We start from the raw sequence: 24,098 nt of genomic DNA, 5'->3' as shown, positions 1-24,098 counted from the left end.
GGTGTGCCACCGCGCGTGGGCATTTGCCTGTCGGTCGAGGCGGTTTGAGCCCCCGCACCACGGCCTAGCCCCCCCGCTGCACTCCATGTGCAGCGGAGGGGCTCGTTTCCGCGCGCCGCGCGGGTGAGGAGCTGATTTCAGGCGTCGGCCAGTCCGGCCTTGAGGCCGGCAGCGATCTTGACGACGCGTTCGGCCTGGACGCGGGCAGCGGCGCGGGTGGTGTCACCGACGGGGTTGTTGCCCTGCGCGTCGACGTGCGACGTGCCGTAGGGGTTGCCGTCGGCGAACTTGACGGCGTCGGTGTATCCGGGGGAGACGAGGATGCCGCCGAAGTGGTGGATGGAGTTGTACAGCGCGAGGAGGGTGGACTCCTGGCCGCCGTGGGTGGTTGCTGTGGCGGTGAAGCCGCTGTACACCTTGTCGGCCAGCTTGCCCTGGGCCCACAGGCCGCCGAGCGTGTCGATGAACTGCTTGAGCTGCGAGGCAACGTTGCCGAAGCGGGTGGGCGTGCCGAAGATCACCGCGTCCGCCCACTCCAGGTCCTCCGGCGATGCGGTGGGGATGGCGGCGGTGGCTGCCGCGTTGGCGGCCCAGGCGGGGTTGGACTCGATAGCGGACTGGGGGGCCAGTTCGGCGGCCTTGAGGAGGCGGACCTCGGCGCCGGCCTTCTCCGCGGCCTGCGCGATCTCTTCGGCGATCGTGGTGACGGTTCCGGTGGAGGAGTAGTAGACGACGGCGAGCTTGACGGGGCTGGGCACTGGGGTGGTCTCCGTGTTCTCTGGGGCGGAGTGCGGTTACGGCTGAAAAAGCCCATGACGGCACTCGTACGGTTGATCGGGGCACCCGCCTGGCGGCGTGGTGGTTGAATCGTAAACCATCCTCGCGTGACCGTGGTGACGAGGCGAGAGGTGATGTACATCGCATCAGCTGCCGTCTTCACCTGGGCTTTCTTGGCCTGGCCCCTCCGGGGGCGGGTCGGTGGCCCGTTGGCGGAGGTGGATGGCGGTGTTGGCGCTGCATGCCTGCCTTGTCGCTGCACGACGGAATCCCGCCCGCCGTGAATGCACAAGAGCAGGCCGCGGGTTCCGCGCAGTCCGCAAAACCATCGGCCCGGCTGCACCGCTCCAGAAATGCAGCCACGGAGTCGCAAACTGCCGGCCTGCCTGCTGCTCCAGGACCCGCCTGGCGAATCGCAGCGCGTCAAGACGCGCAGGCGGCTCTCGCAACTCACCTGTTGCTCCCGGCTGCGGTGCGGGGGACAAGCGCTCTCTTCGGTGCCACTGCCCATTCGGACCGGCGCCAGTCCGGGAGTCCGCTGCGCGCGGCGAGCGTCGAACGACTCGCCATGTTGATTGACTCGACAGCATGGCGGAGTGGGAGCGATAGCCGGCACGGCCGCTCAGAACCTGTGAGGCGAGTGCCGACGGGCCATGCGGCCATGGTTGTCTACCGTGATCCCGGCCTGCAATTTCAGCCCACCGCGAGGGTGTCAAGACCGGGTTGGCAGGACGCCCGCGTAAGCGGTGATCACAGGTAGGTACGCTGCGGGGCCGTGACTCAGGCGCCCGGAAGATGGGCCCAGAAGTCGATCAACGCGCTGGCGGTCTCGGCGGGCTTCTGCAGATTCGGCGAATGCCCTACTCCCGTCAGCACCGTCCGACGGGCGTCCAGTCGCGTGGCCATGTCCTGCAGCAGCCCCGTCGCCCAGGTGTCGTCCTGGTCGCCGTACAGGACGTGCTTGGGCAGCGCGGTGAGGAGCGCGAGCTCCGCCGTCCGGTCGGGTTCGGACAGCAGTTGCCGTCCCACCACGCGCAGGTGCGAGGGGTGGGTACGCAGCCAGCGCAGGCGAAGGCGCTCCGCCTCGGTTGGGGACGCGTTCACGGGCCGGAGCTTCTGCATTGCCTCCCATACTTGCGCCATCGTCATGGTGTCGAGTGCCCCCAGGAGCAGCTTCAGCTGGAGTTGCCGCTCCTCGCCGACCTGGGCCGGACCCGAGGACAGCAGCGTCAGGGACAGGAAGGGGTGTGGGTCCGCAAGCACCGCCGCCCGAGCGACGTGGCCCCCCATCGAGTGTCCCAACAAATGCACCGGCGCGCCGAGAGCCTCGGCCTGGGCCAGCACGTCCGCGGCCAGGGCCTCCTGCTGATACGTCTCCTCGTCGTCGGAGCCGACCGTCTCGTCCTGCCCGCGGGCGTCGACTGCAACCGCGCGGTAGCCGGCGTCGAGGAGGTATGACAAGAGAGGGATGAACTCGTCCTTGCTGCCCGTATAGCCGGGCAGCAGCAGAGCGGTCCCACGGGGACCATCCACCGGAGTGGCCTGCAACGCGGCGAAGTCGCCTCGCCGGGTGCTGAGGCGTATGGGCCGAACATGATGGGGCAAGGTGAAGGGGGAGTCAACGAGCACCCACGGATCCTACCCTTGGACATTTGCCCGGCCTCAAGGTCCGACGTGGTGTCCTGCCAGGCAGAGGGTGGAGCCATCGGCGACGGGCGGAGGGATGCCGGCCTGGCCTGTGGGGGTGGATCTTGTCGGCGTGGCTATTGGCTGGCTGTCCCTGGCCCGCGTCACCGGCCGTATCACCACCGGCAACGCGCGCACCGGCGCAATGCCAGCCACAGCGGAGGGCATGGTCTGCACGGCACTAGCGGTACTGCACCTGGCTACCTGCAACGGTGGCCCCAGCACCGGCAACGGGATCGTGAGAGGCATCGCGGCCAGTCTTTGGGGCTGATCGCGATGCCCTGGCCGGCGCGCTCTCGCCCGCTCCCGACGCATCGAGCGGAGCGCCGAACACGTCGAACACGAGCGGGAGTTCAAGTCCACTCGTGAGCCCCGCCGGGTCTACGCCGACGGTCCGCCCGGGACGTGAGTTCGGGGCACGAACCCACGTGTGCGGCTGTGCGGTTCAGGGCACCCGGCTCGCTCACTCCGCACCGGTACAGCCAGCCGACGTATGTATGTACTGGCTTCAGAGCGAGGAAGCCCTGTCACTGGTGCCGTTAGCGCTGCGACGGAGGGGCTGCTTCCGAGCCTGCGTTGTCGCCGTCAGTGGTTCCCGTCGCCTGGTCGATCAACATGGTGGCCAGTTCCCGGGCGTCCCGATACGGAAGCGTGTCATTGAGTGAGGTGGACAGGGCGTTGGCGCCCTCGAACAGCACGGCGAGCCGCCGTCCGAGGGTCTCGGGCTCGCGTGCGCCTGCTTCGGCGGTGGTTTTGATCAGGCGCTCGGTGAACTCTCTCTTGTGCTGCTCGACCAGTGCTGTGGCTTCGGGCATCGTCCCGGCAGCTTCGACGGCGACGTTGTGCAGTGGACAGCCGCGTACGACCCCTGGTGGCGGCGAGCCGGCGAACAGGGCCAGGAGACGCTCGCGCGCGCTGAGGTCGGTGCGCTGCAGAACGGTCTCGCCGTGCACGGGCCCTTCCGGGTCCGTCTCGAGACGCTCCAGGTAGGCGCTGACCAATGCCTCTTTGCTCGGGAAGTGCTGGTAGAACGTGCGAGTCGACACCTGCGCCACCTCGGTCAGCTTCGCGATACCGGTGACGTGTATGCCGTCGCGGGCGAACAACTCGACGGCGGCGCGCAGGATGCGCTCCCGCGCCCCACGCCCGCCTCGTCGAGGGGTACCGGCCGTCAAATCAGTCGCTGCCATGCCGCAAGTATAGCGATCGCTTTACTTCCAGCAAGAGGCATGTTACGTTTCACGAGGTACAGTGATCGCTTTACTTTGTGGGAGGTGCGTGCGATCTGCTGCAGCCCTTTCCGCGGGCGGGGAGCGTCGGTAGCACCTGTCCCGAGCCTGCGGCCCGGAGTGCTGTGGCGATCGCGCCTTGAGGGCCTCCGGCAGACAAGGGTCGTAGAGCTCGCGGGACCGGTGTGCTGGTCACTTGCCGACGGCCTATTTCGGATCCAAGAGAGGCAATCATGCAGGACAAAGAGGTCTCCGTCGGCGCAGTGCCGGCATCGGAAGAAAACGACCTGGCCGAACTCGGGATTGCTGCCGCGGCCGCCGCAATTCGGGACGGCGACATCACGTCCGAGTCGTACTCGGCCGCACTCCTGCGACGCGCGCGGGAGAATTCGGATCTGAATTCTTTCATCACGATAGACGAATCCGCCGTGCTGACTGCGGCCAGGGACGCGGACAAAGCGCGCGCGGCGGGCTTCAGAGTGCCCCTCCTTGGCGTCCCGATCGGCGTGAAGGACAGCTACGCGACGCGTGGCCTTCGCACAACGCTTGGAGTCGAGGCTCTGCGAAGTTTCGTGCCGACCGAAGACTCCCAGGTTGTCGGCTCGATCAAAGATGCAGGCGGTATTGTCCTCGGCAAGGTCAATCTCGTTGAAATGTCTTTCGGGCTGACCGGAAGCAACAGCTTCTACGGACAGGTGAAGAACCCCTACGGACACGAGCACGTGCCGGGCGGGTCTTCGAGTGGCTCGGGCGCATCTGTCGCGGCTCGTATCGTGCCTGCGGCGTTGGGCGGCGACACCGTCGGCTCCATCAGGGTCCCCGCATCACTGTGTGGCGTGGTGGGCTTCAAACCGACCACGGGACGGTGGCCGAGGGGTGGCGTCGCGCCGATTTCGCACACGCTTGACACGACAGGCGTCCTGGCGCGCAGCGTCGAAGACTGCGCGCTGATCGACCAGGTCGTCACGAAGGATGCCGCCGCTCCCCGTTCTGGTCGTTCCGATCTGCAGGGGGCGAGGTTCGCTCATGCTCCCCGGCAGTACATGGAGTTGATCGACCCTGAGACCGAAGCGCATTTTGAGAATGCGCTCCTGCGTCTGCAGGACGCTGGTGCCGAGGTCGTCGAGATTGACCTCGGTGAGGATTTTTCGCCACTGGCGGACCGGTTGACGTGGAACCTCTTCTTCCGTGAGGCGAGGGAATCTGTGACGGAATTCCTCCGGCAGCACAACTTCCCGGTTTCCTTCGAGGAAATCTACAACGAGCTCAAGCCCGAGCTCAAAGAGGTGTGGAGCCATCTCGTTCAGCCGAGCGGACAGGGCTATATTTCGCAGAAGACCTACGAGGCAATACTTTCCGTCGACCGCCCGGAACTTCAGCGTCGGCTCGGTAGGGTATTCACGCACGGGTTCGATGCCCTGATCTTCCCGACGACGCCCACCCCCGCACCGCTGATCGAGCACCGGTCGAGGTTCAAGGTCGCGGGCGAAGAGGTCAGTGACCTGTTCCTTGCGAAGAACACCGTTCCCACGAGTGGAGCAGGCCTGCCTGGCATCAGTATCCCGATTGGTCTGACCGGACATGGCCTGCCCATAGGGATCGAGATCGACGGCGCACATGGCAGTGACAGGAAACTCCTTGACCTGGCACGTCGAGTCGAGACCGTTTTCGACGCCCTGCCCGCACCTGAGGAAAGGACGGTGTGACACCACTTGACGGGGAATAGCTCGGGCGCCGCCGCGCGGGCCCACCTACGGCTTCGGCATCGGAGCCGCCGGCGTGCACATCTGCTGGCTCCAGCAGAGTCTGTATCCCAACCCCTCGCGTGCTCTCAGGCGGATTTTTGACCTAACCTGCGGCCACGCCTGGCTCACGCGGGGCGGGGTGGTCGATGCCGGCCGCACTTGGCAGGCCGCACGGCGCTCTCCGAAGACCGCAGTGACGAGGTCCTCTGCAGCGGCGACGCTGGCGGTTGTCGCCAGACCGTGCACCATCCGGGCGACAGACGACGGACTGCTTTCCCGCCGCCTGTGCGGCTCCCCGCTCGGGTCATGGTCCGTGGCAGACCGCCTACGAACGCTTCGCTCCCGGGTCCCTTTGTGAAGCTGCTGGAGCCGTGCAGGCCAAAGATGACGCCGTGGGCGCGGTGGTGTGGACCGTGTCGGTGGACGCCACCACGAACGTGCCCACCAGCACGCCGCCGGAGCCGCAGGAGGGGAACCGGCTCAGGACGGACCAAAGGGCTCCGCCACCTCCGATGCCTGACCAGGCGCTGGGCCGGTCTCGAGGCGGATTGACCGCCAGGGTTCCCTCGCGGGTCGAGGAGCACGTCATCGGCAGCTTCCTGTGGTCCGCCTGATGATCCAGACGAAGGTCCTCAGTGGCCCGACGCCCTCCGATCACCGGCCTTCCGCCGCCTGCCCCGGGCGCCTACAGTTTGATGTCGCGTGGTTCAACTCAGGTACCACACCGGCATTTTGAGGCAGCGGCTGACTGGTCGCGCGGGGGGCAACATGCAGGCGCTCGGTCCGGGCGATCCCACACACGTCGGCGGCTACCGGCTGACAGGCAGGCTTGGCGAGGGAGGCATGGGGAAGGTCTACCAAGGTCGTTCTCCGGGCGGGCGTCTGGTCGCGGTCAAGATGGCGCGGCCCGAACTCGCGGCCGACGTCGGCTTCCGCTCACGGTTCCGCAGCGAGGTCGAGGCTGCGCGGCGCGTAGGCGGGTTCCATACGGCACAGGTCGTCGACGCCGACCCGGACGGGGACCCGCCGTGGATGGTGACAGCCTTCATCCCAGGCAAGCCCTTGGACGCGGTGATCGTCGAGGACGGGCCGATGGACCACGCCGAGCTGGGTGAGCTGGGAGCCGCGCTGGCGGAGGCGCTGGTGGCCATCCACAGCTGCGACCTGGTCCACCGCGACCTGAAGCCGTCCAACATCATCATGACCGACGACGGACCACGGGTTCTCGATTTCGGCATCGCGCGAGCCCTGGACGAGACCCGGCTGACGAACACCAGCATGGTCGTCGGTACGCCGGGGTTCCTCGCCCCCGAGCAGATCGGGAGCGGTCTCGTCGGGCCCGCGTGCGATGTCTTCGCGTTGGGCGCGGTGCTGGTGCACGCCGCCGGTGGCCGGGCTTTTGGCGAGGGCGGCCACATGTCGCTGATGTACCGGGCCGTACACGACGATCCGGACCTGTCCGCGCTGCCGGACCCCCTGCGTCCACTGGTCGCCCAATGCTTGGCGAAGGACCCACGGACCAGGCCGACGGCGGAACAACTGCTCCTCGCGTTGGCTCCGGCGACCGACGGGGCGGGCCGGGACACGGTCACCGGTGCGCCCGCGGTCGCGAACGGTTCGGTGCAGACCTTCGTCACGGCCGTCGATCCGGACGCGGCCACGGCTGTCACTGCGCGGCGACCGGCGGCCACCCGGCCCACCATGGCCCCCGGTCTGCGGGCGGTCACCTTCCGCACGCCATGGACGGCGCGCGTCGCCGCCGTGGTGCCGTTGGTCTTCCTGTGCGTCGTGACGGGCGGGGCGTCCGCCTACCTCCTGAGCGCAGGAGCGGCGTGGGCATGGGCTCTTGCGTTGCCCGCGGTCCCCTGCGTGCTGGGCATCCTGAGCGTTTTGATGCGGAGCCGCAGTAGCGTCCGGCTGGACACCGACGGCGTGACGACGCGGATAGGTACCTGGCTCGGTACGAAGTGGGACCTCGTTCCCTGGGAGGACGTCGCCGCCGTCGATGTCGTCGTAGGCGAGCGGCCGTTCGCCGTGCTGAAGCTGGGAATGTTCGACGATGCGCCCCTGCCGCGCGGCGCGACCGGTGATCCCGTGTTCGGGCCGATCGCCGACGTGAATTTGTGGCAGCGCATCGAGGCCCTCGACCCGGACGGCACTCGGCGCAGGCTGCCGGGATCCGCCCCGCGGGAGACGGCGCGCGTCGCACTGGAGGCCGTACGGCGCTTTGCCCCGGAAACCCTGTCGGACGAGGAGGCCGCGACCGGGGGCGCCGCGGCGACCACGAGACCGGCCGGCGGAGACGGTTCCAGGCGGAACACGCCCCAGGACACCGTCACCCACATGGAGTTCACCCGGAGCCGACGCCGCATGGTCGCTGCCGGCGGGGGATGGCTGTCTCTGGCCGTCTGCTGCGGCGCAGTGGCGTACATGATCTGGGGGCGCGGAACGTACCCCGACAACGTCGGCACGTACATCCTGGGCATAGCCTCGATCATGGGTCTGGCCTTCTGCGTCGGCAAAACCATGTTCCCCCATGTGCTCACCGTGACCTTCGATGCGGAGGGCATCAGCGTCCACAGCCGGGCTGAGCGCACCGCGCCGGCCACCACGCAGGTCGTCCCGTGGCGTGACGTGGCCGCTGTCTCCCCCGCTGACAACTCACAGGGCCTCGACTGTGAGATCGAGGTCCGGGTGAAGGAGGGGAGACCTCTGCCACGCCCACAGCACGGACTGGTTCCCGAGGAACCCAACCGTCTGAGGGTGACCGTTCCCTATCCGTCCACCGTGACTGCCGAGACGAAGCGCCACCGCGTCGCGGCCCTGGTCAGTCGCCTGGCCCCCGACGTACACATCGACTACCTCTGAGCCGATGGACCCTCCGTCACTCCCTCGCTGAGGGTGCTCTCGGACCTCCCTGCCCGTCGGTCGGAAGACGAGTCTCCCTGTCCCAGCCGGCCGTACAAACGTAGCGGGTGAGCGCGCGCTCTTCGTCCCCATTTTCTTGGGTGGTTCGACGATCGCCTGGCCGGCAATGGTCATGCACGCCTTCAACTGCCCGTGCTTCCACCGTGCCATGGATTTCGAGCCGGACATGCCGAAGCCGCCGGCACCGGGAGGAAGCCCGCGAAGTACGGAGCGACGGCAGCCCGAGTGTGAGTAAGCGACCGCGGATGTGCCCGCGCAGGATGGGTTACCTCGTCATCGGGCGTAGGCCTGACCAGTCCCCGGCGGTGCGGGCGGCGGGCCGCTGTTCGTTGACTGGTGAACCCCCTGCGTCCGTGGCGCCTGAGCAACTTACGCCGAACTTGAACCGTGACGTGTGTCACTTTCGCCTCGGAGGCTCTGCTCTGAGTGGGGGCCAACCGGGTTGAGGAATTCGACGGGACGTTTTCGCCCGCTCGGCCATGTCCGCTCGACACGATGGAACGACGTGACTCCTCTCTTCAAGATGCGCGCTGCCTTGCCGGTTGCCGCCTCGGCCGCGACCTGTGTGCTGGTGCTTACCGGGTGCTCCCAGAGTGGCAAGACCTCACCCGGTTCGGCTGCCTCGGCAGGCTCGGCGTCGGCCCCGACAACCGCCGCGAACGGTGAACTGGCGGTTCCTCAGGACGCCGACGAGGAGACCAAGAAGCAATACCTCTATCAGAACGCCCTTGCTGCCTGTATGCGGGAGAAGGGCTTCACCTACACACCGCGCGTGGAGAGCGCCGAAGCAGAGCGGTTCCCGTTCGACGGGCAGGACTACGAGCTGGCGAAGGAGTACCGCGCGAAGTACGGGTACGGCGTCACGTACGCCCGGGTCGTCTATCCGAACGACGTCAACGCCATCGGCTCGCGGGCGTACACGGAGAAGTACGAAACAAGTCCCGACCAGGAGTATCGGGACTCGCTTTCCCCGGCTCAGCAGCGGGCTTACGAGAAGGCATTTGGTGAGCTGGTGTTGGTGGACGGAAAGAAGACGGAGCTGCCGGGCTGCCGCAAGGACGCGGAGTTGAGGGCCTACGGTCCGGAGAAGTCCGAGGCCGAACGCGCCCGTGAAGCGGACGCCGCCAGGGCCGCGGACCGAGCGGCGCAGCAGGCTCTCGACGGAGACCCGCAGTTGGTGTCGCTGGCCCAGGACTTCGCGTCCTGCCTCCGCGATGAGGGGATCACTGTCACCACCACGCAGCCGACCTCCATCGGTGACATGGTGAAGTTCGCGGTCAACGGCCAAGGCGAGAATGTGGACAAGCTGAACAAGGAGACCGCGAGGGCCAAGCTCGCTCAGGAGATCAACGTCGCCCTGGCGGATCTGGAGTGCGGCAAGGAGTTCCGGGCCGCGTACTTCCCGAAGCTGGCCAAGCACCCCTTCGTCGGAGTCGGCGGATGAGCCGCGTCCGTAGGGGGCCGGCGGGCCGCAGCAGGCAGGTCGTGATCATCGTCGGCGTGGTGGCCGTAGTGGGGGTGGGCGGCTGGATCACCGGTACGCAGATGCAGTCGCCCGCCGACGCCGCAGCCGCGCACCAGCCGCCGAAGGCCGGTTCGGTGACGGTCGCGGTGGCGCGGCAGAAGCTGACCGCGACCGTGGTGGCCCAGGGGACGGTGGAGTTCGGGGCACCGCAGGGCATCTCGCTGTCAGGTCCCGTGGGCTCCTCCGGGGACGACGAGATCGCGCAACGGGTCACCAAGCTGCCGACCGAGGGAGAAACCCTGACCGAGGGCAGTGTCCTGATGCAGGTCAGCGGCCGTCCGGTGTTCGTGCTGCGAGGCCCGGTACCGATGTACCGCACGCTCGGCCCGGGCAGTTCGGGCGAGGACGTCCGGCAGTTGCAGGGCGCGTTGCGCAGGCTCGGCCACGACCCCGGTGCAGTCAGTGGCAACTTCCGCGAGGGCACCGCGGCAGCGGTCGGCCGCTGGTACGAGAGCAAGGGATACGCGCCGCAGAACCCCGGCGTCGCCGATCGGCAGCAGCGCGCCGAACTGGAGGCGGCGGTGTCTTCCGCCCAGCTGGCCCTGCTTGAGGTGCGGTCGGTCGGGGGCGACGGCACGGACGGCGGCACGGTGACCACACCGCAGTCGGGTGAGGCCGCGGATCTCCGGCTGCGTTCCGCGCAACGGCAGTTGGACCAGGCGAATGCAGCGCTGAACGCGTTCGAGGCCACCTACGGCACCAAGGTCCCGGCGGGTGAGGTGGTCTTCCTGCCCGACCTTCCGGTGCGTGTCGACAAGGTAAAGGTGGGACTCGGCGGCTCCCTGGACGGCGAGGTGGTCACCGTGACGTCCTCCGACGTGGTGGTGCAGGCCACGGTGCCCGGAGCGGACGGCGCCGCACTGCGCGAGGGGATGACGGCGCGAGTCGAGACGGCGGACGGCCGCGAGGTCCGCGGTGTCGTGTCACGGATCGGCGGTGCGGGCGCCGGTCAGGCCGGTGATCGGGGCAGCGACAAGGCCGGTGCCGCGTCGGGAGACGGCCAAGGGGCCGGCACGGACGAGGAGTCCGGCGAGGAGGGAGAGGCCGCGGCCGGATCGGGCCCGGCCGACCCGTCGGCACCCGTGCCCTTGGAGATCTCCGTACCCGATCCCGGTCCGCTGCGGAACCAATCGGGCGGGGCCGCGAAGGTGACCATCGAGGTGCGCGCCTCCAGAGAATCGGTCCTCGTGGTGCCCCTGGCGGCGGTCCGCACGTCCACCGACGGGAAGGCCCGCGTACAGGTGCAGCGGAACGGTACGACCGTCACCGTGCCCGTCAGCGTGGGAATCGCCGCCGCAGGGCTCGTCGAGGTGACCCCCGACAGCGGTTCGCTGGACGTGGGTGACCAGGTGGTGGTCGGACAGTGAAGCAACGTACTACGGCGGCCACGCTCGGAGAGCCCCCGGACGCTGACACGGTCATCGAGCTCCGTGCGGTCTGCCGGACCTTCGACGCCGAACCGCCGGTGCGCGCGCTGCAGGACGTGGACCTGACGGTCCGCCGAGGGGAGCACCTCTCGATCGTCGGCCCGTCGGGGTCGGGGAAGTCCACGCTGCTGAACACCCTGGGCCTGCTGGACCGGCCGACGTCGGGGAGCTTCTGGCTCGACGGGGTGCTGACCAATGTCCTGGGCGACCTGGAACGCGCCGCTCTGCGCGGAAGCCGCATCGGATTCGTCTTCCAGTCCTTCCACCTGCTGCCGTACCGGACCGTGGAGGAGAACGTCATGCTGGCCGAGGCCTATCGGGCTCCCCGGCCGGGCCGCGGACGCGGTACCCGGGCCGAGCGTGCCCGGGAGGCCCTGGCACGGGTCGGTCTCGGGCACCGTTTCGGCTTCCTGCCCGGCCGGCTGTCCGGCGGCGAGCGACAGCGGGCGGCCATCGCCCGTGCCCTGATGGGCGATCCGGCCCTGCTGCTGTGCGACGAGCCGACCGGCAACCTCGACAGCGAGAACACCGAGTCGGTTCTGGCGCTCTTCGACGAACTGCAGTCGCAGGGCATGACGCTGCTGGTCATCACCCACGACGACTCCGTCAGCCGCCGCGCGACCCGGCGGGTACGGATACGTGACGGCCGACTCGGTCAGGAGAGCACATGAGGCGTCATACCCGTGCCCTCAGGGATTCGGGGGCGCGACCGCTCAAGGCCGAACCCCCGGTCTCCGGTTCGGACCCGAGACAGCCGCCCCGAGCACGGGCCACCGAACGCCGCAGCGGCGAACACCGCCGCTCACGCCGCCACGACCGGCCAGGGCGCCCGTGGATCGACCCTCGAGACCTGTGGTCGGAAGCGCTGGCAGGAGTACTCGCCCGCCCTGTGCGATCGGCGCTGACGACGTTGGGCACCGTGCTCGGTATCGCCACTTTGGTGATCACGATCGGGGTGGCATCGACGGCGGCGAATCAGATTGTCGGCCGGTTCGACGCCCTCACCGCGACCTCCGTGAGTGTCACGGTGCCGCCCCAGCAGCCCGGCGCGGACAGCCCCCCGCTGGTGGACTGGGCAGGCGTCGAAGCGGTCGAGCGGCTCGCCGGAGTCGTGTCGGCCGCGGCGCTCGCCGACTCGGGCGGCACCGCGAACGTACAGGTGCGGGCCAACGACGTGGTCGCTCCGGGGGAGCTGACGTCACAGACCCTCGCGGTCGTGGCGGCCGGCCCTGACCTGCCCGAGGCTGTCCGCGGCACGATGGTCAGCGGTCGCTTCTACGACGTCGGTGACATCGCCCGCCACGACCGGGTGGCGGTCCTGGGGGACCAGGCGGCCCGGCTGCTCGGCGTCGACGACGTCCGGCACGCTCCCGCCGTCTTCTTCCGCGGCCAGTCCTTCACCGTGATCGGCGTGCTCGGCGGCTTCCAGCGCGAGCACCGGCTGTCCGCGGCGGTGATCCTGCCGCCGACCACCGCCGCGGACCGGATGGACCTAATGAGTGTCACCAAGGTGCTGGTCAACACCTCGCTCGGTGCGGCCCAGCAGGTCGCCCGGCAGGCGCCGATCGCCCTGTCTCCCGGGAACGAGGACGCTCTCACCGTGGTCGCCCCGCCGGACCTGTCCAAAGCCAGAAAGGGCGTCCAGGGCGACGTCAACGGACTGTTCTTGGTGCTTGGACTCGTCTCCCTCATCGTCGGCGCCATCGGCATCGCCAACGTCACCCTCGTCACGGTGATGGAGCGGACGGGCGAGATCGGACTACGGCGTGCCCTAGGCGCATCCCGACGCCAGGTGGCGGGTCAGTTCCTCGCGGAGTCGACCATGATCGGCCTCCTCGGTGGAGTCATCGGCGCGGCCCTCGGCATCGTCGCGGTGGTCTGCGTCGCCGGGGTCAAGGAATGGACCCCCGTGCTGGACCTGCGCCTGGCCTTCGGTGCGCCGGTGGCCGGAGCTCTGGTCGGCCTCCTCGCGGGTCTCTACCCCTCACTGCGCGCTGCCCGCATGGAACCCGTGGACGCGTTGCGGGCAGCCTCGTGACCCGCTACGCACAAGCCCGGATACGCCGCCCACTGCCCGGACGGCTGCCCGCGCGGCCCGATGCGGTGACTACGACGGGCCTCCAGGAAACTTTTCGCAGCCCACCGCGCAGAGGGGGAGTCGCGAGACCGGAGGACGAGGTCCCGGTCGGTCGACGGGGCCTGCCAGGTGCGCGCTGTGGACCGATGTCGCAGGGACCTCACCGATGGTGGAGGCGGTCCCTGACCCCACCGACCCCGGTGGAGCCATCGTGGAGACTTTCAAAGTGGACGCCGAGCGTCCGGAACGCTGTGAGGTGCGCCACGGCGGGCAACGTCTTCAGCGCGCCAAACGGTTCAGTGTGCGTGAGAGCACCCGGCGCACATCAACAGACGGTACGAGGACGGCATGGGAAGCGGTTGGACGGAGTTCGAGGAGTTTGTGGCCCAGTGCGGACCGCGGCTGCTTCGCTCGGCCTGGCTGCTCACCGGCGACCGGCACCTCGCCGAGGATCTGCTGCAGGCCGCCCTGGCCCGCAGCTGGCCGAAGTGGCGGCGCATCCGCGACGAGCACCCCGAGGCATATGTGCGGCGGGTGATGATCAACGTGCACGCCTCCTGGTGGCGGCGGCGCTGGCGGGGCGAGGTACCGCACGCGTCGCTGCCCGAGTTCGCGGTGCCGGGGGACCGCTACGGAGAAGTGGACCTCGAACGCACGGTGCGGGAGGCGCTCAGGCGTCTGCCGGCCAGGCAGCGGGCCGTGGTGGTGCTGCGCTACCTGGAGGACCGCAGCGTGGAGGAGACCGCGGCGCTGCTGAACTGCTCCGCCGGAACCGTCAGGAGCCAGGCGGCCAAGGCCCTGCGTACGCTGCGTGGCACTCTGCCGAATCCCGTCGCGCTGAGGAGGTGATCACGTGAGCACCGGCAAGGACGAGCCCGGGCCGGAGGTCGAAATACTGCGAGCAGCACTGCTGGATCGACCAGTGGATCTTCCGGCACCGCCCGACCGGATGACAGCGGTACGCAACCGGTTCCGCCGTACCCGACGGCGGCGCGTCGCGGCGACCGCAGTGCCACTGGCACTGCTGACGGCCGTGTTCCTGCCACCTCAACTGGCTCCCGACCGGACACCCGAAATGGCGGGCCCGGCGTCCACACCGGCCTCCTCACCGGGGCCGACGAGCCTGCAGAACCTCTTCGGCCTGCAGTTGCCCGTTCCGCCGCACTGGAACCAGCTCACTGTCCCCTCACAGCGCGAGCGGGCCTCCTCGGTGCGCTTCATCTCCACCGAGCCACTCAGCACGCCGGAGAAGACCTGTCCCGACCTCCGGACCGACGACTGGACCGACTCAGCCTGCCTGCCCCTGTCCGGCAGCGGCCTCGGAGCCCTCGTAGCCTTCCAGATCGAGGACGACCCCGCGGCAGCAGTCAAGGCGAAGGGCCACGCCGCGCCGGTGGTCGTCGAAGTCTCCCCCTCCTGCCGCTCCCTGTCCGGAACGAAGATGTACAAGGTGCAGCGGTCAGTGGGCGCCCGGCACCCCGACGCGGTCCTCACCGGGACGGCCTGTGTGGGTGAGCTCACCTCGGAAGCTCACACCGAGCTCATGTCCATCCTCGACAAGGCCGTCTTCCCCTAGCTCTCCCCGGACCGCCGCCGAAGCAACATGAGAGACGTGCAGGACCGTACTGCCATCGCGCCGCCCGCCTGCTCCGACACCTGTCCATGAGACAGCCCCGGCCGGTCGCAGCCCGGCCGGGGGGCGGACGACCAGCCGTCACAACCGGTAACGGCTGCCCACCCCGGGGATCGCCCGCGCGCCGACAGCACCCGCGACCGGTTTTCGAGAGGTTGGCACGCCAGGGCACGCGCATGGCGGCCCCTGTCGTGCAGTGCCTGTCCCCATGGCCGTGCTTGTCGTCAAGCGGGAGCCCCACGGGAGCCACGTCAGCAGAGGTGGGCGTGATCTTCCGCTGCCGAGGTGTGCGTGTCTGAAGCAGCGTTCGTACTTCATCCCTCGGAAAAGGCAGTGACATTTCTGATGGCCAGATCACAGAGACAATCGGCAGACACTCTTGCCGTCGCCAGGGTGTTCGCTTCGCGAGCGGCCGGCGAGACCGTTGCGGCGTCCCCGGACTGTGGGCAGGGCCTGAGCGAAGGCCTTCCTGCCGGCGGGGGTCGCTGTGGGTAAGTCTGACGCGCAGCGGGGTGGGCGTGGAAAGAGGCGCCGCAAAGCCCCTCGCCGCTCCGTGTGGGTCCGGATGGTTCTCACCACGGTCGTGATGAGCGCGATCGTCGGAGGAGGCGCCCTGGCCATGCGGTACAGCGCCGAGACGGCAGCCACAGGCGTTCAGGTGCCCTCGGCACCGGATGTGACCGCGTCCCCGTCCCAAGGGGGCACGCACTCCCCCCGCCCCTCACCCGTGCCGTCACAGCCGACCAGGAGCCCTCGGCCTGAACCGACGACTGAGGTGCCTGTCGCCGGCCCCGGCACTTTCACCACTGCACAGGCATCCGGTACTCCGGTGGGCTCGGGCCCCCTGCGCCGCTACCGCGTGCAGGTCGAGGACGGCATAGACATATCCGCTGAGGATGCCGCCGCGGAGATTCAGACCATCCTCGCCCACGAGCGAAGCTGGGCCGCCCACGGCCGTGGTTCGTTCCAACTTGTCTCGTCCGAGGCCGACTTCGTGATCAAGATCGCTACCCCTGCCACCGCTGACCGGCTCTGCCTGGCACAAGGTCTCGACACCCGCGGCGAACTCAACTGTGAAACGTCCGAAGGCGTCGTCGTGAACCTGCGTCGTTGGACGCTGGGCTCGCCGCAGTTCGACGGCACTCCGGCGGAATACCGCCACCTGATCATCAACCATGAAGTCGGTCACGAGATCGGCATCCGCACGCACATGGGCTGCCCCGGCCCCGGGCAGCTCGCACCGGTGATGATGCAGCAGATCAAGGGGCTGAATGGCTGCCTTTCCAATGCCTGGCCGTACGAAAAGCACGGCAGATACATCACGGGTCCCACCGTGTACTGACGTGGCGGGCCCGGGTCCGGGGCTGACCACGAGCCAGATGCGGGTCGGGAACGAGGACCCGGACGCCGTGAACGACATCGGCGTCCAACGGATCGTGGTGGAGCGCAACCACTGTCACGGCCTCCCCAAGTTGAGACTCTGGTGAAGCGGTGGGCCGTCAGCGGGGAGGCCCTCGGCGGGCTCTCCTGTTCCTCGTTCTCGGCACGGCTCGGCCGTGCCCGTGACACCACCGTCCGGCACTCGCCCCCGAGTACCCGAACCACCCCACTGCAAGGACATACCCGGCGAAAGAGGAATCCAGCACTAGTTTCCGTGGAGTTGGAGGACGATGCCTGTGACACCGGTGAGTATGGAGGCGACCCCGGCGCGGACCGCCGCTGCACAGCGGGCGGGGGTGAAGGAGGCGGGGTCGTACGTCGAGGACATGCCGAGGCCCTCGCCGCGGAACGAGGCGCCGGACCAGTCGACGGCGGTGACGTTCTCGGTCGGCTCGGCCAGCTCCGCGCCCACCACGAGGAACTGCTGCGAAAGGTGGTGGGGGGTCACTGTGGCGAGGGCGTCGATGAGGTCGTTGCCCGCGCTGACGACGAGGTCGGGTTTCATGTCCAGGGCCTCGGCGATGCGCGGGACGGCGTCGGCCGGGTGCGCGGCGGTCACCGTGCGCAGGTCGGCGTCCTCGTCTTCCGCCCACCGCTGGACTGCGGCCACGAGGGTCCGGGTCGGACGGTCGTCCCCCGAGGTGACCAGGACGACACGGTAGCCCTCGGAGGGATGGAGGCCGGACCACGAGCCAGGTCGCGGAGTCGCGGTCGCCTCAGGGGCGGGCGGGTCGGCCGGGTCGACGAAACCAGGTCCCGCGGCGCCCACGGCGGAGGGGCGGGGGTGCGGTCGTGACCAGTCGTCACCGGAGCCGCATGCGGCGAGCGGCAGGGCGAGGGCGGCAGCCGTGGCCAACGCGGCGACGGACCGAAGCGAGGAGCGCAAGATGATCGTTCTCCGGGTGGTGAGTGGTGCGCCCTCATCCTCATCTGCCGATCCTGCCGGATCCACTCGAGCGACGGCGTCCGCACACTTGTTTGCCAAGGGTTCTTCGATGCTCCGGTTCGGGTTCAGCGAAAGCGCGCACGCTGCGGTGGCAACGTGAAGGAGCCACATGTCACACCACCTCCGCCGCCCCCTTACCGGAATCGTCGCCGCGCTGATCGCCGTCCTGGCTGTCTGGCAGCAACCCGCCTCGGCACACGGCTTTTCCTCGACCGTGTACGCCCACGTCTCCCGATCCGACGGCGGCTTGCTGCAAACCACTCTGGAACTCGAGTACGACCTCTACGTCGTGTCCGCCGCCGACGTCGAGCACGACGACGCCCTCTTCCGTGACGGCACCTCGGCCTTCGAGTCCGGCGACGCCCGTGCCCAGGCCGCGGCGCTGAACGCGCATGCCCGGTCCGCCGTCGCGTACGTCGCCGAGCGCTTCCCGGTCACGGCCGGGGGCGGGCCCTGCACACCGTCGCAGGCAGGCCGCTTCACGATGAAGCGACGCGAAGGCGTGCCGTACACCGGCCTGCGACTCGACTGGTCCTGTCCCGGGAAGGGCGGCGACGAGGTGCTGCGCAGCGGCCTGTTCCCCGACGCGGAGGGCTACGTCAAGGGCGTCAAGACCATCGTCACGTACGACGTCGACGGCCGCTCGGGCAGCGCGGCGCTGGACGCCGCACATGCGTCGTTCTCCCTGGCGCAGTCCTGGTACGAGCGCTTCTGGGAGTTCTTCCGCCTGGGTGCCGAGCATCTGCTGACGGGGATCGACCATCTCCTTTTCCTGCTGGCGCTGATAGCCGGTTCACGCCGTCCGCGGGAGGTCGTGCTGGCCGCGACGAGCTTCACCGTGGCGCACTCAGTGACCTTCATGCTGGCCGCGCTCGGTGTCGTCGAGGTGCCCTCACACGTCGTCGAACCGGTCATCGCGCTGTCGATCGCCGTGGCCGCCGGCTGGTACCTGTGGCGACTGGGCCGTTACGGGGGCAAGGCCATGGACCTGGCGGCGCGGGAGGAGCGCGGTCGTCCGGGGCTCGACCGCGCCGGCTGGTCCCGCCTGGCGGTGGTGTTCTGTTTCGGCCTCGTACACGGTCTGGGCTTCGCGGGCGCCCTGGGGATCGAGGCGGCGTGGTCCTGGACGCTGCTGTGGTCGCTGCTCGTGTTCAACGTCGGTATCGAGGTCGTGCAGTTGGCCGTCATCGCCGTGGCGTTCCCGCTGCTGCTGGCGCTGCGTCGGCACTCGCCACGGGCCGGTCTGCGCGCCACGGGCCTGCTGTCCGCCGGGGTTTGTGTCATGGGACTGCTGTGGTTCGTGCAACGCGTGGCTGGAATCTGAGATTTCCCGACCTTTACATACCTTGGACAGTCTTCCACCATCTGGCGGTTTCGCATTCACCGGATCATCACTTGGCGGCATGAGCGTGCAGATCTCCACTTCATGCACGTTCACGCGTGCACAACGGAACAGAGAACGAGACTCATGAGATCGAGCACTTCCCCGCAGGCCCGTAGGCCTGTGCGGCGCCACATGGCCACCGGGGCCACTGCGGCGTTCCTGGGGCTGACCGTCGTCCTGGGCAGCGGCATGGCCATCCCGGCCGGCGCTGCCGAGTCCGCGACGCTCAGCGGCGTGATACTCGGCGTGGGTGCCAACGAGTCACAGCGCACCGTGACCTGGTACTCCTCCACCGACACGGCGCAGGTCATCCAGGTCGCGCCGACCGCGCAGGTGGCGAACGACGAGTTCCCCGCGGACGCGGCCACCTTCGACGCCATGGGCGCGGCGAACATCGCGAGCAGCGGCGGCTACAACCGCCACGCCACGATCACTGGCCTGAAGGAGCACACCCAGTACTCCTACCGCGTGGGCAGCGAGGGCAACTGGTCCGCCACCTACTCCTTCAAGACGCAGGACTTCGAAGGCGACTACGACTTCCTGTTCTACGGCGACCCGCAGATCGGCTCCTCCGGCGACCTGGCCAAGGACCAGGCCGGCTGGCAGGACACCGTCGACGTCTCGCTGAAGGCCAACCCGAACGCCGAGATCCTGGTGTCGGGCGGTGACCAGGTCGAGACGGCCAACACCGAGTCCCAGTGGAACGCCTTCCTGGCCCCCAACCAGCTGCGCCAGTACCCGTGGGCCGCCACCATCGGCAACCACGACGTCGGCGGCAAGGCCTACGAGCAGCACTTCACCACCCCGAACACCGACCGCTCGGCCCCGTACTACGACAACGGGAACCCGGCGGGGACCAAGTCCGGCGGTGACTACTGGTACATCTACAAGGACGTGCTGTTCATCGACCTGAACAGCAACAGCTACAACTCCGCCAGCGGCGGCGGTGACGCGGCGCACGTCAACTTCGTCACCGACGTCATCAACAAGCACGGCGACGAGGCCAAGTGGAAGGTCCTCGTCTACCACCACGCCATCTACTCGCCGGCCGCGCACGCCAAGGACGGCGACAACAAACTGCGTCGTACGGATTTCCCGACAACGTTTTCCAAGCTCGGCGTGGACCTGGTCCTGCAGGGCCACGACCACAGCTACTCCCGCAGCTACCTGATCAAGAACGGCGAGAAGGAGAACCCGGCCGAGAAGCCGGGTGCCGCCGACGTGTACCCGGGTCCCGGTGGCGTCCTCTACGTGACGGCCAACTCCGCCTCGGGCTCCAAGTACTACGACATCACCAAGCCGGACAGCAGCGGGACCAGCGGCGCGGGCAACGGCGCCGACCCGCTCAACCCGGACAACTACTGGTACAACTCGGTCCAGAACCAGGAGCACGTCCGCACCTACGTCAAGGTCCAGGTGCGCAACGACAAGCTCGTGGTCGAGAACATCCGCAGCGCCGCCAACGGCCCCGACCAGCCGGTCGGTTCGCACGTCGACGACGTCACGGTGCACCCGTTCCACGGCGACAAGCAGGACCTGCAGGTCGACGTCCCCAACCCTGCTCCGGGTGAGTTCGGCTGGACGATCGACGGTTACAACGGCCTGGTCGACCTCGGTACCGCCAAGGAGGAGAACGGCGACCACTTCGTCGCGGGCGGCAAGATCAACCCGATCCTCGTCTCCGACAGCCGCCGCTCGCTCGCCCCGTGGTCGATCGCGGCCAACGTGAGCGACTTCCGCGACGCCGACAAGACGTTCTCCGGCTCCTACCTCGGCTGGACGCCGTACGTCCTGGACGGCGGCGCCGGTGCCGCGGCCGGTGACCCGGTGGCGTCCGGCTACGACGACCACGGCCAGGGCCTGGCCGTCTCGCGTGGCCTCAGCTCCGCCGAGCAGGGCCACCCGCGGGGCAACGCCAAGCTCGGCGCCGACCTGGATCTGAAGATCCCGGACAGTGTCGACAAGGGCGGATACCGCGCCACTCTCACGATCACTGCGCTGAGCAGCTGACCGGAACCGTTTGACGGCGGGGCAGGCACCCGACGGTGCCTGCCCCGCCCCCTGCCAGGAGAACCCCGACATGCACCCGTCCACGACACGCCGCGAGACCGGCCTCGTCACCGCCCTCACCCGCACCGCCGCCCTGGTCCTGCTCGCGGCCCTCACCCTGGTCGGCCTCCAGGCCCGCCCCGCCTCGGCCGCCGACGGCGACGTCACCTGGACGGTGCGCACAGCCGCGAACGGATACGGCGACGACCGCTCCAGCTACAGCTACACCGTGAACCCCGGCGGCAAGGTCGAGGACGCCATGGTCGTCGCCAACCGCAGCAAGACCCCGCTGCGGCTCGCGCTGTACGCCGCCGACGGCTACACCACCGACACGGGCGAACTCGACCTGGTCACCAAGGACAAGAAGTCCGTGGCGGTCGGCGCCTGGGTGCACTCCGAACGGGACAGTGTCGTCATCAAGCCCGGCAGGACCGCTGAGATCCCCTTCACCCTCACGGTCCCGGACAACGCCACCCCCGGCGACTACGTGGGCGGCATTCTGACCTCCCTCACCCAGTCCGACGACACACGCGGCATCAACGTCGACCGCCGCCTGGGCATCCGCGTCAAACTGCGGGTCAGCGGGAAACTCGACCCGAAGCTCGCGATCGAGGACCTCCAGGTCGACTACGCGGGCACGTCCAACCCCTTCGGCACGGGCGAGGCCACCGTCACCTACACGATCCGAAACGCCGGCAACGCCCTGCTCTCGGCGCGGCAGTCGGTGTCGGTGGAGAGTCCGTTCGGATGGCTCCGGGCGGAGGCGGGCCACATCACGGCGCCGCCGGAGTTGCTCCCCGGGGAGAGCTGGAAGGTGAGGGTACCGGTGCACGGCGTGGCCCCCACGGTCGCCCTGACGGCCACCGTCCACCTCACCCCCCTGCTCACCGACGCGTCGGGCTCGATCACGCCCCTGGACCCGGTCGAGACCACGACCCACGGCTGGGCGGTCCCGTGGACCCTGCTGGTGATCCTTGTCGCGCTGCTGGCCGCCGTCGCCGCGACCGTCGTCCTCATCCGCCGCAACCGGAAGCGCGGGAAGGAGCGTGAGGACGCCCGCGTACGCGAGGCCGTCGCCCAGGCCCTGGGCGAGGAGGAGACCCGTAAGACCCCCACGCAGCCGACACAGTGACCAGCTTCGAGCCGCGCCGTTCCAGCAGAGTGAGGTATGCCCGGCCCACCGCTACGGGCCGCGGCGAATACGTGCGGTTCCTTCAGCACCGGTCGGCAATGTCCGCAGCACCCGGCTCAGCAGTGGTGGCGTGCGACCGCGCCACGGTGCCTCAGACTCTTGGCGGATCAAACCCCGGCCGGATGGGAGCCACCGGGCCAGGCCAGATCCCACCCTCTCGAACCTGCCACCGATCGCCGTCTCTGCGCCGCGATCGTCGACCGTCTCGCATTCGACGGCACGGTCAAACGTCCCGCTGGCCCATGCCGAAGTGGAGGAACGCCGGATCCGCATGATGGAGTCGGGCGGCGACTAGCTGTATCGCCCTGTGAGGTTCGGAACGCGGCTGGCGGGTGGTTGGCCTTTCAGCGCGGTGTGTCCGCGGTGGTAATTCTAGGTGTGCGGCCAGTCGGGGAAGGCGTCGCGTCGTTCCTGCTCTGACCGGTCGGGGCGGGCGTAAGCCCACTCGTCGAGCGGGGTGCGGTTGAACCGTTCGACCTTGCCGTTGGTCTGGGGCCGGTAGGCGCGGGTGCGCTTGTGCGTGATCCCGGCCGCGGCCAGGGCATCGCGCCACAGGCGGGACTTGTAGCAGGAGCCGTTGCCGGTCAGCACGCGCTCGACGGTGACCCCGCAGGCGGCGAAGAACGCCTGTGCCCGGCCCCAGAAGGCGACGGCGGTCTGCTTCTTTTCGTCGGTGAGGATCTCGCTGTAGGCCAGGCGGGAGTGGTCGTCGACGGCGGTGTGGATGTAGCTGTAGCCAGCGCCGGAGCGGGTCTTGCGGCCCGCTTGGCGGCCGAGGACCTTGTGGCCGCCGCCGTCGGGGATGTTGCCGGGCTTCTTGATGTCGACGTGCACCAGCTCGCCGGGCCTGTCGCGTTCGTAGCGGCGTATGACGCGGCCGGTGGCCCGGTCCAGGTGCGTGAGCCGGGCCAGGCCGTAGCGGGTCAGCACCCGGTGCACGGTGGAGGGCACCAGACGCAGCAGGCCGGCGATCCGTGCCGGTCCCCAGCGGCGCAGCACGCGCACCTTGATGATCCGCCGCTCGGTACGTGTCGGCGTCCGCCGTGGGCTGGCATGCGGGCGGCTGGAGCGGTCGGCCATGCCCGCCTCGCCGTGCTGCCGGTAGCGGTCGGCCCACCGCTTAGCGGTGCTCACGGAGACCTGGAAGCGTTCCGCGGCCTGCCGCAGGGGCCAGTTGTCGTCCACGACGCAGCGGGCCAGGCGCAGGCGTCCGGTCTCGGCCAGGGGTGCGTTACGGTGCGGCATGAGGGCCTTTCTGGTCGCCGGTGCAGATGTGGTAATCCACACCGAGCCAGAAGGCCCTCACCCATTTCAAGATCACACGTCAGTGATCGCTGTCACCAACCTCCGTGGACAGAACAACTAGGTCGCGCTGATACCAGGTGCCTGGCTTACCGCCGAGGTGGGCCGGGTCGGCGGGGCCGACGGGGACGAACCCGGCTTTCGTCAGCACCTTTTGGGACGCGGCATTCTGGCGGACGGTGGCCGCTCGCAGTGTGCGCAACCGGTATTGACCCGCCGCCAGTTGGCACAGCTCCCGGACGGTCGTGGTCGCCACGCCTCGGCCGGCGACGTGCTCCGCGACCCGGTAGCCGAGTTCCGCAGCGTGGTCTTCGATGTCGACCAGGTTGAACCTGCCGAGTACCGAGCCGTCCTCGGCGACGAGCACGTGGAAGGCGCAGATACCGGCCTCCTGCTCGGCCAGCAAGGCGTTGTACCGGTCGGTGAACTGGTCGAAGAAGTCGTCGCCGCGGTCGGGGACCGAGGCAGCGAAGTAGGCGCGGTTCGCCAGCTCGAAGGCCAGGACCGCCGGGGCATGGCCGGCATGCAGCCGCTTCAGCTCGGGCATTGCCCGACCTTACCCACATGGTGCGCTGAGGCCACCTGGTTTCCGCCAGCGGCGACAGCTCCAAGGTCAGAGCACATAACGATCTACGGCTGGAGTGGCCAGGACCGGCCGCAGTACACGCCGGAATACGTGTAACGGCGTGCGAAGCCTGACCGGCCCCACGGTTACGGGCCGTGGCAAACGTGCTCTACGCGCCGGACGGGCCGATGTG

The 24,098-nt window shown here is 68.8% G+C and carries 19 protein-coding genes and 2 pseudogenes; 15 read left to right on the top strand and 6 right to left on the bottom strand.

Going from position 1 to position 24,098, the window contains the following annotated elements:
- Positions 1-137: 137 nt before the first annotated feature.
- Positions 138-758: an NAD(P)H:quinone oxidoreductase gene (wrbA, locus tag AB0O67_RS12015; RefSeq protein ID WP_365448866.1), complete on the bottom strand. Its 621-nt coding sequence runs from the start codon at positions 756-758 to the stop codon at positions 138-140.
- Positions 759-1,557: 799 nt separating this feature from the next.
- Positions 1,558-2,310, bottom strand: coding sequence for an alpha/beta hydrolase (locus AB0O67_RS12010; RefSeq protein WP_365448864.1), 753 nt, complete (start codon positions 2,308-2,310; stop codon positions 1,558-1,560).
- Positions 2,311-2,500: 190 nt separating this feature from the next.
- On the opposite strand from AB0O67_RS12010, the gene AB0O67_RS12005 reads away from it, so the two are divergent.
- Positions 2,501-2,734, top strand: a complete 234-nt coding sequence (locus tag AB0O67_RS12005) for a DUF6223 family protein (protein ID WP_365448862.1) — start codon at positions 2,501-2,503, stop codon at positions 2,732-2,734.
- A gap of 268 nt (positions 2,735-3,002) precedes the next feature.
- On the opposite strand, the gene AB0O67_RS12000 is transcribed toward AB0O67_RS12005, so the two are convergent.
- On the bottom strand, positions 3,003-3,653 hold the full coding sequence (locus AB0O67_RS12000) for a helix-turn-helix domain-containing protein (protein WP_365448860.1): 651 nt from the start codon (positions 3,651-3,653) through the stop codon (positions 3,003-3,005).
- A gap of 272 nt (positions 3,654-3,925) precedes the next feature.
- Here AB0O67_RS12000 and AB0O67_RS11995 point away from each other — a divergent pair, with 272 nt between their 5' ends.
- The 11 genes and pseudogenes from AB0O67_RS11995 (at position 3,926) to AB0O67_RS11945 (ending at position 16,514) form a co-directional block, all read left to right on the top strand.
- Positions 3,926-5,398, top strand: a complete 1,473-nt coding sequence (locus AB0O67_RS11995; RefSeq protein ID WP_365448858.1) for an amidase family protein — start codon at positions 3,926-3,928, stop codon at positions 5,396-5,398.
- Between the two features lie 425 nt (positions 5,399-5,823).
- A pseudogene (locus AB0O67_RS11990) lies at positions 5,824-6,000 on the top strand (IS5/IS1182 family transposase); the annotation flags it as partial.
- A 280-nt stretch (positions 6,001-6,280) separates the two neighbouring features.
- Positions 6,281-8,305 (top strand): serine/threonine-protein kinase, encoded by a 2,025-nt coding sequence (locus AB0O67_RS11985; RefSeq protein WP_365448856.1) that lies wholly within the window; start codon positions 6,281-6,283, stop codon positions 8,303-8,305.
- Between the two features lie 583 nt (positions 8,306-8,888).
- Positions 8,889-9,809 (top strand): hypothetical protein, encoded by a 921-nt coding sequence (locus AB0O67_RS11980; RefSeq protein WP_365448854.1) that lies wholly within the window; start codon positions 8,889-8,891, stop codon positions 9,807-9,809.
- Positions 9,806-11,257, top strand: coding sequence for a peptidoglycan-binding protein (locus AB0O67_RS11975; RefSeq protein WP_365448852.1), 1,452 nt, complete (start codon positions 9,806-9,808; stop codon positions 11,255-11,257). The genes AB0O67_RS11980 and AB0O67_RS11975 overlap by 4 nt, the downstream gene beginning before the upstream one ends.
- On the top strand, positions 11,254-11,988 hold the full coding sequence (locus AB0O67_RS11970) for an ABC transporter ATP-binding protein (protein WP_365448850.1): 735 nt from the start codon (positions 11,254-11,256) through the stop codon (positions 11,986-11,988). Before AB0O67_RS11975 ends, AB0O67_RS11970 begins: the two co-directional genes overlap by 4 nt.
- Positions 11,989-12,206: 218 nt before the next feature.
- Entirely contained in the window at positions 12,207-13,355 is a 1,149-nt protein-coding gene (locus AB0O67_RS11965; protein ID WP_365448848.1) for an ABC transporter permease, read from the top strand.
- 387 nt (positions 13,356-13,742) lie between these two features.
- On the top strand, positions 13,743-14,243 hold the full coding sequence (locus AB0O67_RS11960) for a SigE family RNA polymerase sigma factor (RefSeq protein WP_365448846.1): 501 nt from the start codon (positions 13,743-13,745) through the stop codon (positions 14,241-14,243).
- Between the two features lie 4 nt (positions 14,244-14,247).
- Positions 14,248-14,970 carry a hypothetical protein gene (locus AB0O67_RS11955; protein WP_365448844.1) on the top strand — a complete coding sequence of 241 codons (723 nt, stop codon included), beginning with the start codon at positions 14,248-14,250 and terminating at the stop codon, positions 14,968-14,970.
- A gap of 622 nt (positions 14,971-15,592) precedes the next feature.
- Positions 15,593-16,369 carry a DUF3152 domain-containing protein gene (locus AB0O67_RS11950; RefSeq protein WP_365448842.1) on the top strand — a complete coding sequence of 259 codons (777 nt, stop codon included), beginning with the start codon at positions 15,593-15,595 and terminating at the stop codon, positions 16,367-16,369.
- 1 nt (position 16,370) lies between these two features.
- A complete protein-coding gene (locus AB0O67_RS11945) occupies positions 16,371-16,514 on the top strand; it encodes a hypothetical protein (protein ID WP_365448840.1) in 144 nt (47 codons plus the stop codon).
- A gap of 158 nt (positions 16,515-16,672) precedes the next feature.
- On the opposite strand, the gene AB0O67_RS11940 is transcribed toward AB0O67_RS11945, so the two are convergent.
- Positions 16,673-17,353, bottom strand: a complete 681-nt coding sequence (locus tag AB0O67_RS11940) for a hypothetical protein (protein WP_365448838.1) — start codon at positions 17,351-17,353, stop codon at positions 16,673-16,675.
- A gap of 169 nt (positions 17,354-17,522) precedes the next feature.
- Between AB0O67_RS11940 and AB0O67_RS11935 the strand changes: the two genes are divergently transcribed.
- The 3 genes from AB0O67_RS11935 (at position 17,523) to AB0O67_RS11925 (ending at position 21,978) form a co-directional block, all read left to right on the top strand.
- On the top strand, positions 17,523-18,737 hold the full coding sequence (locus tag AB0O67_RS11935; protein ID WP_365448836.1) for a HupE/UreJ family protein: 1,215 nt from the start codon (positions 17,523-17,525) through the stop codon (positions 18,735-18,737).
- Between the two features lie 144 nt (positions 18,738-18,881).
- Positions 18,882-20,807: a metallophosphoesterase family protein gene (locus AB0O67_RS11930; RefSeq protein WP_365448834.1), complete on the top strand. Its 1,926-nt coding sequence runs from the start codon at positions 18,882-18,884 to the stop codon at positions 20,805-20,807.
- 70 nt (positions 20,808-20,877) lie between these two features.
- Positions 20,878-21,978 (top strand): DUF916 domain-containing protein, encoded by a 1,101-nt coding sequence (locus tag AB0O67_RS11925; RefSeq protein WP_365448832.1) that lies wholly within the window; start codon positions 20,878-20,880, stop codon positions 21,976-21,978.
- A 351-nt stretch (positions 21,979-22,329) separates the two neighbouring features.
- On the opposite strand, the pseudogene AB0O67_RS11920 reads toward AB0O67_RS11925, so the two are convergent.
- Together AB0O67_RS11920 and AB0O67_RS11915 are read right to left on the bottom strand one after the other, a co-directional pair.
- Positions 22,330-23,283 (bottom strand): annotated as a pseudogene (locus tag AB0O67_RS11920) (IS481 family transposase).
- A 79-nt stretch (positions 23,284-23,362) separates the two neighbouring features.
- The gene (locus tag AB0O67_RS11915) at positions 23,363-23,887 is read right to left on the bottom strand and encodes a GNAT family N-acetyltransferase (RefSeq protein ID WP_365448830.1); all 525 of its coding nucleotides are present in this window, start codon (positions 23,885-23,887) and stop codon (positions 23,363-23,365) included.
- Between the last annotated feature and the right edge of the window lie 211 nt (positions 23,888-24,098).

This window comes from Streptomyces sp. NPDC086077, from assembly GCF_040686175.1.
GTDB lineage: Bacteria > Actinomycetota > Actinomycetes > Streptomycetales > Streptomycetaceae > Streptomyces.
Note: the sequence above shows the minus strand (reverse complement) of the source record. Positions and strands in the feature narration are given on the sequence as shown.

What these genes read in the sequence shown, in the direction of transcription:
- AB0O67_RS12005 (WP_365448862.1), top strand. Translation starts at nt 2,501, where the DNA reads ATGCCGGCCTGGCCTGTGGGGGTGGATCTTGTCGGCGTGGCTATTGGC.
- AB0O67_RS11960 (WP_365448846.1), top strand. Translation starts at nt 13,743, where the DNA reads ATGGGAAGCGGTTGGACGGAGTTCGAGGAGTTTGTGGCCCAGTGCGGA.
- AB0O67_RS12000 (WP_365448860.1), bottom strand. Translation starts at nt 3,653, where the DNA reads ATGGCAGCGACTGATTTGACGGCCGGTACCCCTCGACGAGGCGGGCGT.
- AB0O67_RS11925 (WP_365448832.1), top strand. Translation starts at nt 20,878, where the DNA reads ATGCACCCGTCCACGACACGCCGCGAGACCGGCCTCGTCACCGCCCTC.
- AB0O67_RS11995 (WP_365448858.1), top strand. Translation starts at nt 3,926, where the DNA reads ATGCAGGACAAAGAGGTCTCCGTCGGCGCAGTGCCGGCATCGGAAGAA.
- AB0O67_RS11975 (WP_365448852.1), top strand. Translation starts at nt 9,806, where the DNA reads ATGAGCCGCGTCCGTAGGGGGCCGGCGGGCCGCAGCAGGCAGGTCGTG.
- AB0O67_RS11980 (WP_365448854.1), top strand. Translation starts at nt 8,889, where the DNA reads ATGCGCGCTGCCTTGCCGGTTGCCGCCTCGGCCGCGACCTGTGTGCTG.
- AB0O67_RS11930 (WP_365448834.1), top strand. Translation starts at nt 18,882, where the DNA reads ATGAGATCGAGCACTTCCCCGCAGGCCCGTAGGCCTGTGCGGCGCCAC.
- AB0O67_RS11915 (WP_365448830.1), bottom strand. Translation starts at nt 23,887, where the DNA reads ATGCCCGAGCTGAAGCGGCTGCATGCCGGCCATGCCCCGGCGGTCCTG.
- AB0O67_RS11985 (WP_365448856.1), top strand. Translation starts at nt 6,281, where the DNA reads ATGGGGAAGGTCTACCAAGGTCGTTCTCCGGGCGGGCGTCTGGTCGCG.
- AB0O67_RS11935 (WP_365448836.1), top strand. Translation starts at nt 17,523, where the DNA reads ATGTCACACCACCTCCGCCGCCCCCTTACCGGAATCGTCGCCGCGCTG.
- AB0O67_RS11950 (WP_365448842.1), top strand. Translation starts at nt 15,593, where the DNA reads ATGGTTCTCACCACGGTCGTGATGAGCGCGATCGTCGGAGGAGGCGCC.